The sequence below is a fragment of the Pseudomonas sp. SWRI111 genome (assembly GCF_014268555.1).
Classification (GTDB): Bacteria; Pseudomonadota; Gammaproteobacteria; order Pseudomonadales; family Pseudomonadaceae; genus Aquipseudomonas; species Aquipseudomonas hamedanensis.
Map to the genome: position 1 here is coordinate 1 of NZ_JABWQQ010000076.1, position 338 is coordinate 338.

Annotated in this window: 1 protein-coding gene; it reads left to right on the top strand. The window is 56.8% G+C overall.

Features of this window, described 5'->3' with window-relative positions; genetic code table 11:
• Window positions 1–338 (top strand): contractile injection system protein, VgrG/Pvc8 family (locus HU755_RS27005; protein WP_272978339.1); only part of this gene is annotated, 338 nt, incomplete at both ends.

The window sequence follows — 338 nt, forward strand, 5'->3', positions numbered from 1 at the left end:
CAACGCATCTTCCAGAACCTCACGGTGCCGAAAATCATCGGCATGGTGCTGGAAGAGCACGGCATTCAAAGCAACGCCTACGAATTCAAGACCGGCTCGATCTACCCCGAGCGCATCTACTGCGTGCAATACGACGAGTCGGACCTGCATTTCATCCAGCGCCTGTGCGAAGAAGAAGGCATTCACTACCACTTCCAGCACACCACAACTGGCCACAAACTGCTGTTCGGCGATGACCAGACGGTGTTCCCGAAACTGGCGCCCGTGGCCTATCAGCAAGACTCCGGCATGGTCGCCAATAACCCGGTGATCAAGCGCTTCGACCTGCGCCTGGAAAC